This window comes from Candidatus Eisenbacteria bacterium (assembly GCA_018831195.1).
Lineage (GTDB): Bacteria > Eisenbacteria > RBG-16-71-46 > CAIMUX01 > JAHJDP01 > JAHJDP01.
The window spans coordinates 1-6,815 of record JAHJDP010000067.1; the positions used below are offsets into that span (position 1 = coordinate 1).

General features: G+C 52.2%; 9 protein-coding genes. 6 read left to right on the forward strand and 3 right to left on the reverse strand.

Features of this window, described 5'->3' with window-relative positions:
* Positions 1-19: 19 nt before the first annotated feature.
* The 3 genes from KJ970_11840 to KJ970_11850 all read right to left on the reverse strand — a co-directional run bounded on the left by KJ970_11840 (position 20) and on the right by KJ970_11850 (position 972).
* Positions 20-142 carry a hypothetical protein gene (locus KJ970_11840; GenBank protein MBU2691607.1) on the reverse strand — a complete coding sequence of 41 codons (123 nt, stop codon included), beginning with the start codon at positions 140-142 and terminating at the stop codon, positions 20-22.
* A gap of 15 nt (positions 143-157) precedes the next feature.
* Positions 158-547, reverse strand: a complete 390-nt coding sequence (locus KJ970_11845) for a hypothetical protein (GenBank protein MBU2691608.1) — start codon at positions 545-547, stop codon at positions 158-160.
* A 224-nt stretch (positions 548-771) separates the two neighbouring features.
* Entirely contained in the window at positions 772-972 is a 201-nt protein-coding gene (locus KJ970_11850) for a dodecin family protein (protein MBU2691609.1), read from the reverse strand.
* A 474-nt stretch (positions 973-1,446) separates the two neighbouring features.
* Here KJ970_11850 and KJ970_11855 point away from each other — a divergent pair, with 474 nt between their 5' ends.
* The 6 genes from KJ970_11855 to KJ970_11880 all read left to right on the forward strand — a co-directional run bounded on the left by KJ970_11855 (position 1,447) and on the right by KJ970_11880 (position 6,298).
* Positions 1,447-1,665 carry a DUF378 domain-containing protein gene (locus tag KJ970_11855; GenBank protein ID MBU2691610.1) on the forward strand — a complete coding sequence of 73 codons (219 nt, stop codon included), beginning with the start codon at positions 1,447-1,449 and terminating at the stop codon, positions 1,663-1,665.
* A 74-nt stretch (positions 1,666-1,739) separates the two neighbouring features.
* The gene (locus tag KJ970_11860) at positions 1,740-2,786 is read left to right on the forward strand and encodes an FAD-dependent oxidoreductase (protein ID MBU2691611.1); all 1,047 of its coding nucleotides are present in this window, start codon (positions 1,740-1,742) and stop codon (positions 2,784-2,786) included.
* Positions 2,787-2,868: 82 nt separating this feature from the next.
* The gene (locus KJ970_11865) at positions 2,869-4,311 is read left to right on the forward strand and encodes a DUF4397 domain-containing protein (GenBank protein MBU2691612.1); all 1,443 of its coding nucleotides are present in this window, start codon (positions 2,869-2,871) and stop codon (positions 4,309-4,311) included.
* A 163-nt stretch (positions 4,312-4,474) separates the two neighbouring features.
* Complete coding sequence (locus KJ970_11870; GenBank protein ID MBU2691613.1) at positions 4,475-4,912, forward strand: fasciclin domain-containing protein; 438 nt, start codon at positions 4,475-4,477, stop codon at positions 4,910-4,912.
* Positions 4,913-4,983: 71 nt separating this feature from the next.
* Entirely contained in the window at positions 4,984-5,910 is a 927-nt protein-coding gene (locus tag KJ970_11875) for a MerR family DNA-binding transcriptional regulator (protein ID MBU2691614.1), read from the forward strand.
* A 76-nt stretch (positions 5,911-5,986) separates the two neighbouring features.
* Positions 5,987-6,298: a S46 family peptidase gene (locus tag KJ970_11880; GenBank protein MBU2691615.1), complete on the forward strand. Its 312-nt coding sequence runs from the start codon at positions 5,987-5,989 to the stop codon at positions 6,296-6,298.
* Positions 6,299-6,815: the final 517 nt, after the last annotated feature.

Sequence of the window (6,815 nt, forward strand, 5' to 3'; positions counted from 1 at the left end):
CTGACCCATATCTCCCACCTCACGTTCCTGGATGGATCGTATAGTTCCAGTCTCCGTGAAACCGATGGCGCTTCATGTGGATCTGCTCCATCTGCGCTTCGGTGACTACGACACCTCCGGGATAGCTTCCTGTATCGATCATTAATCGGCGGACTCGCTACGGAGGCGGACGTGCCCAGGGATCCGGATCAGCGCTTTCCACGGCGCCGGGATCGACATCCATCCCTCCCCCATCCGTCTCCAGCAGAAAACCCATTGGCGGATCCGATGGACGCGCCGGCGACAGGGCGGGCGGAGTGGCGGCAAGCCCCAGATGCCGGAGGATTTTCCCCACCACTTTCGGATCGGTGAGGAAGGCGAGCACTACCATGGGGACTGTCTGTGCGGATGTGGAACAGCGCGGGCAGGCGAGCGCGTCGACATGCACCAGGCGGCGCAGAAGCTGCGCCCACGGGACGCGGCGGCGGCGCGCCGGGGATGGTTTATCTTGCTCCACCCGTGGCGTCGGCTTTGTCTCAGCCTCCAGCGGTTGTGGAATTTCAGACAACCTCCCGATCCAAGATCTCAGACCTCCGCAAAGCCAATACGGCCAATGTCGAAGAGATCGATCGGATTGTCGAGGATGGTAAAAAGGCGGGCACGGGAAGCTGTGGCGCGTTATGAGACGGTATCGTAAGCCATAACTTTGTACAAAAAATAGATTCGAGAAAACCCGGCGATCGATTCGATCGACGGGTTGTTTCTGTTCGGGTCTCTCTCTGGAAAAGTCTCTTAGCCTACGATGAAGGAGATATTGCCGTTGATCCGATATTCGACAATCTTGTTGTTCTCAACCACGGCGGTCATATTTTCCACATAGAAGTGCTTGATATTCTTAACGGTTTTCGACGCATCAGTAACCGCTTGCTGTCCTGCTTCGGCCCATCCATCGGGCGATCCCGCGATTACCTCGATAACTTTTACAATACTTATGGCAGCTCCTTTCTTAACCTGGGTTCCTTTCGCCTTTTAAACAGGGCGGTCTCATCAATCCTCCTGCGGGGGAATACGCAATACCTGTCCCGAATAGATCTTGTCCGGATCCTTCAGCTTCCGGTGTAGCGACAACCGAGTTGATCACCTAGCAAACTGATGGGAAAGCGAAATGTTGATAAGTGAATGATTTTCAATGAGTTATAAGAATATTAGGACATGATGGAAAGCATATCGGACTAAAGCCATCAGATTCCTCACCGAAATCTCCCAAAAATTGCCAATCTCATTAAGAGCAAACTGACTGTAAAAGAACAAGTTATATAGTCAATTAAAATTTGTCTAAAAAAATATCAAATTGTCCAAATAAATATATTGACAAATCGCCTCTCGGTTCGATATAGTACCTACATGGTCACGAGGGATGCAAACAAACAGATGGCAGCCGCCATCACCACTAGGGAGGAAAAGGAAATGAAGGCAATCGATATCATCGTCGCTACTTTGCTGGTTGTGGGAGGTCTTAACTGGGGTTTGGTCGGATTCTTCAACTTTGATCTTGTTGAATCAATTTTCGGTTCGATGAGCGGTATGAGCCGGGTTGTCTATATCCTGGTTGGTTTCGCGGCTGTCTATCAGGTTGCGTTCCTGAAGAGCCTGCAGGATCGCTGGGCGGTCAACCCTCATTTTTAAGGGAACGGCTCTATTCACAAGGTAAATGGAAACCGGAATGGCGGGCAGTGCTGGCCGCTTCGGGGGCGAGGATCATGAAATCAAGCAATGAGCTTCAGACATGCATCATCGTTGGCGCCGGGATGGCCGGCCTGCTTGCCGCCAAAACACTTCAATCCGAAGGTATTGAAACGCTTGTACTGGATAAAGGTCGTGGATTGGGAGGGCGTCTCGCTACCCGCCGGATTGAAAATGGAGTGTTTGATCACGGCGCGCAGTTTCTCAAAACCAGCAATAAAAGGTTTCAAGATGTTGTGCGCGAACTCTTAATCAAGAAAGTCGCCGGTGAATGGTTTAACGGAACCCTGGGTTTTCCCGACATAACAAACTTGCAGGGACGTCCTCATTATATAGGACTCACCGGAATGACCGGGATTGCTAAATATCTTGCACAGGATTTAACAATCCATAAGCAAGTTCGCATCACAAGCATAAAACAAAAGGGATCAGTCTGGAAACTTCTAACAGACAAAGGCACAAGTTATAAAGCTGCATCAGTTCTAATGACACCTCCGATCCCTCAAACTCTCAGCCTTTTGGATCCTGCGATTCTCTCTGCGGGTGCTAACAACAGGGAATTGCTCGAGAGCATAGTCTACAAGCCTAATATCGCAGTGATGGCCCTTCTAAACGGTCCCAGTGCTCTGCCCGTTCCAGGAGTCCTTCGCCTGGAGGATGGACCTCTATCCTGGATGGCCGACAACAACCGCAAAGGCATCTCACCCAAGGGTACGGCTTTGACATTGCATGCCAGCCATGATTTCAGCGTGTCAAATTGGCAAATGGGCGACGGTGAAATAGCCCGGCATCTTTTAACAACGGCCGGCACCTGGATTGGGTCTGAGATAATAAATGTACAGGTACATCGCTGGCTGTACAGCAGAGTTGCAAACCCGCTTCAAGCAAAAAACCTTGTGTTGCAGCAGGTACCTATACTGCTTCTCGCGGGGGATGCATTTGGCGGTGGGGATTTGGAAGGAGCCGCTTTGTCGGGGCTCTCGGCCGCAGATGTTTTGTTGAATTGGTTTGATGAGCTTGGATACCGAAGACGCATCGGCGATCTGGGTGTCGCAGGCAATTAGAACAAAACAACCAAGAAATGATCACCTAGGTCTTTCAAGGGTAAAAGAAACGATAGCTAAAACGAAAAAAGGGAGAAAAATCATGAATAAGCTAGCAAGGATTTTAATTCTGGGTTTGTTTGCGGGGTTGTTTGCCTTTGCAACCGGTTGTTCGGATGATGACGACAATAACGGTCTGACGATGCCGAACGATATGGATGCCAATTCGAAGATTCGAGTTGTTCACGCGTCACCGGATGCCCCGCCTGTGGATGTTTACGCAGCCGGCGAATCGGTTCCGCTTTTCAGAAACGTGGAGTATGGGGAAACGACGACCTATCTATCCCTCTCTGCGGGAACTTATACGATTGATTTGCGTCCCGCGGGCGCTCCTGAGAGTTCAAATCCGGTTTATTCCACGGGTCCTTTGACAATCCCCGAGGAAACGACAATCACCGCTATCGCCGCGGGTCTTATCACCTCCTCGGCGCAGGATGAGACATTCCGGGTCCTCCCCCTGGTGGAAGGGTTTGACACTGCCGCCGGCGGCTCCGCAAATGTTCGGATCGTACATGCCTCGCCGACAGCCCCGGCTGTTGCTATTGACGTCGGCAATGATGGAACACCCGAGATCAACAATTTGGATCGCTTCGCCGATACCGGCGCTGAGGGTGTAGCGCTGCCTTCCGGCACGGCGCTGCAGGTCGGGATCTGGGCCGGTTCTCCGCTGTCCCGCGTTACAGCATTCACTACTCCCGAGCTGCCTGATGGGGCTGACCTGTTTGTTATAGCCACGGGATTGCTGGATCGCCTGCCCAGGGAGACAAACGGCTTTGCTCTTCTGGCTGTCGGGCCCAGCGGTACTGTCGGTTTTATTCGCCAGAATCCTGTTGTTTATGCTTTCCATGCTTCACCTGACGCTCCGGCCGTGGATATCGCGCTGAGCGGTACCATGACCGTTCTTGCCGGCGACCTCGCATTCGGCGATCTGTCCGGTCCCATTCAGGTCGCTCCGGGTTCTTATGACCTGGATGTCTTGGTTGCCGGTACCAACACAGTCGCCGCTATAATTACTACCCCCTCAACCATGGCCGGCGAGCGTTATCTCTTGAAGGCGACAGGTTTTGTCGCGCCACAAAATGGTGGAGAGCCTTTCCAGCTTGTCACGCTGCGGGATGGATTTAATCTTAATACATCCGAACCGCTGTTACGCGTAGTGCACTCTTCGCCTGACGCTCCCGCGGTGGATGTGGGTGTGATTACCGACGGCGTTTTCACCGCACTCTCACCGCTTACCAATCTCAGTTTCCCGGCCGCTTCCGTTGAATCTGGTTTGGCTGTTCCTGCAGCGACCCTCAGTATCGGTGTCGCTCCGACTCAGACAACAGATCTTGTAGCCGCGTTTACGGTGACAACAGCACCCGGCCTAAAGGCTTTCGCTATCGCTTCCGGTTCACTGATGGGCGGAGATGAAATCGAGTCGTTCAGACTCTACGTTATCAACACCTCCGTTTCACCTTGGACCGCTGCTGAAATCACCAGTTAAGAAACGGTTGAAAAAGGTTTCAACATTAAAAAGGAGAAGAACAATGAAAAAGATAGCAATCACAATCTTTGCGGCCGCGGTTCTTGGTTTAACATTCGCTCCTGTCCAGGCGTGTCATTGCGATTCTGGAGATGTGAAGGGCGTTCAGAAAACCTCGCATTCAATGCAGGAAAAAGCGGCCGAGATGAAGACCGAGAAATTGGATATCGTCGATACGGCTGTTTCCGCCGGGTCATTTAATACCCTGGTCACCGCTGTTAGGGCCGCGGGATTGGTGGATCTCTTGAAGAGTGATGGTCCTTTCACAGTTTTCGCTCCGAGTGATGAAGCGTTTGCTAAGTTGCCTGAGGGTGCTGTCGCGTCATTGCTCAAGGATAAAGAGGCTCTGACCAAGGTGTTGACCTTTCATGTCGTGCCCGGCAAGGTCCCGGCATCCGAGGTTATTGGTTTGAAGGAAGCTAAAACCGCGCAAGGTCAAAGCCTGCAGATTGAAGCCAAGGACGATGGCGTTATGGTCGGTGGCGCAACGGTCATCGCAACGGATATCTTTGCTTCAAACGGAGTGATTCATGTGATCGACACCGTGATGATGCCGAAATGATCTAAATTATAATGTGTGGGGTATCATAGATTTTTGCTGAGAGTCTTTCGATCCCCCGCTATATTGGAACGATGAAGCAGAAAAGGTCGGAAACTATGGGTTTGTCACAAGTTGAGTTACAGCAACTGATCTCGATCGGTGATTTGAGTGAACTCACCGGGATTACACCGGATACGATTCGAGCTTGGGAGAGGCGTTATGGGAAACCGGTACCCATACGTCTGCCCTCAGGCCACCGGCGTTATTCAAGAAAGGACATACCTTGGCTGCGGCGTGTGGCGGAATCGCTGGCTCGTGGACACCGTCCCTCTAAAGTATTGTGCCTGACAAAGGAAGATTTGGATTCATTGCTCTTTCCTGAGGCGATGAAATGGCAGGATGATCCCAAGCTCAAAGCTATTCTCGAACACGCCCGGCACTTCCGTACCCGTAAAATCCGGGAAGAACTCGCGCAATACCGCGGACAGAACGACGTTAAAACTTTTTTGCAGGATGTGGTATCCCCGTTGTTAGCTTTCCTCGGGCGATCCTGGGCGGACGGCGTTTTAGAGATCCGCCATGAGCATTTTCTAAGCTCGTTGTTGGAAGATGAGCTTCGCACGATCCGGGCGTCGATTGAGACAAACGGTGGTCCCTTGATCGTCTTCGCGACACTGAGTGATGAGAACCATGGTCTGGGTTTGCAGATGGCCGCTATTATCGCCGCATTGAACAAAATGAGGGTTAGAATGGTCGGTGTGAACACGCCGATTTCGGAGATTTTAGGAGCCGTTCGGGAAATCAAGGCGGATGCAGTCGCTCTGTCGATTTCGGTGTCGACAGGAGGGGCTGAAACCGATCGTATGTTAGCCGAACTTCGTAAAGATTTGCCGCCTCATGTCCGGATCGGTGTCGGGGGCGCAGGAGCCCGCGGCCCGCGCAGGGGGCCGCGGGGCATCGACTACTTTAACGATTTCAAATCATTCGAAACCTGGCTCCATAGCTTAGAGAATTTGTAATCGGGGGGGGGATTATGCTGAACTTGTGCGTCGTGCTTTGATTCTTACTGCTGCTGTCGCCGGAGCCGACGAGGGCATGTGGATGCCAAGCCAGCTGCCCGAGCTGTCTGACGAGCTTAAAACAGCCGGTCTGGAGCTCGATGCTTCGATTCTGGCCGATTTAACGGCATACCCGATGGGCGCCGTTATCTCGCTGGGAAGGTGCCCGGCGTCGTTTGTATCCGATCATGGCCTGGTTGTGACGAATCATCACGGCGCCTTCGGATCGATCCAGCACAATTCCACCGAGGAGAATAATATTCTCGAAAAAGGTTTTCTCGCCCGCACATTCGACGAAGAACTGCCCCGTACTCCGCGAAAACTCCATCCGCCAATAGTAAACGAATGATGAAGACGTAGTGACCGGCAATTATTGGTTTCTACGGTTGATATCATCGGGAATGTTCAAGTCATCACCGGATCATTTCTCCCGAAACAAGGCTGGAAGTTAAAGACTCAAGGGATGGGTGCAGCCGTCCCTCGATCACCAACAAGTCGGCGAAGAGTCGAGTGTCCGCATACGCTGCGAGACGGTAATCGTGCTGAACGCCGCCGAGAACTGGGAGAGCCAGGAGCTTGCCGGTCGATGGTGGAGACTTGTCCCTTCCATAAACCTCATCCGGCCTAGAAATTAGTTCTGCCCCAATCGGACCATACATTGAAACCGGTTATATGATAGACAGATTGTGCGGTTCAGATGATGGGAGAAACGACATCGGCCATCAGGCCTGGGCCTTGGCAAACGAATTCCTGGATAGGTGGTGATTTCCGGTAGCCTTCTTCCCCTGGCTTAGGCAGCGCGTCGGAAATACCGGTGATGAAGTCCGCCGACCATCGGCTCCGAGCAAACTGTTTCGATCCCAGAA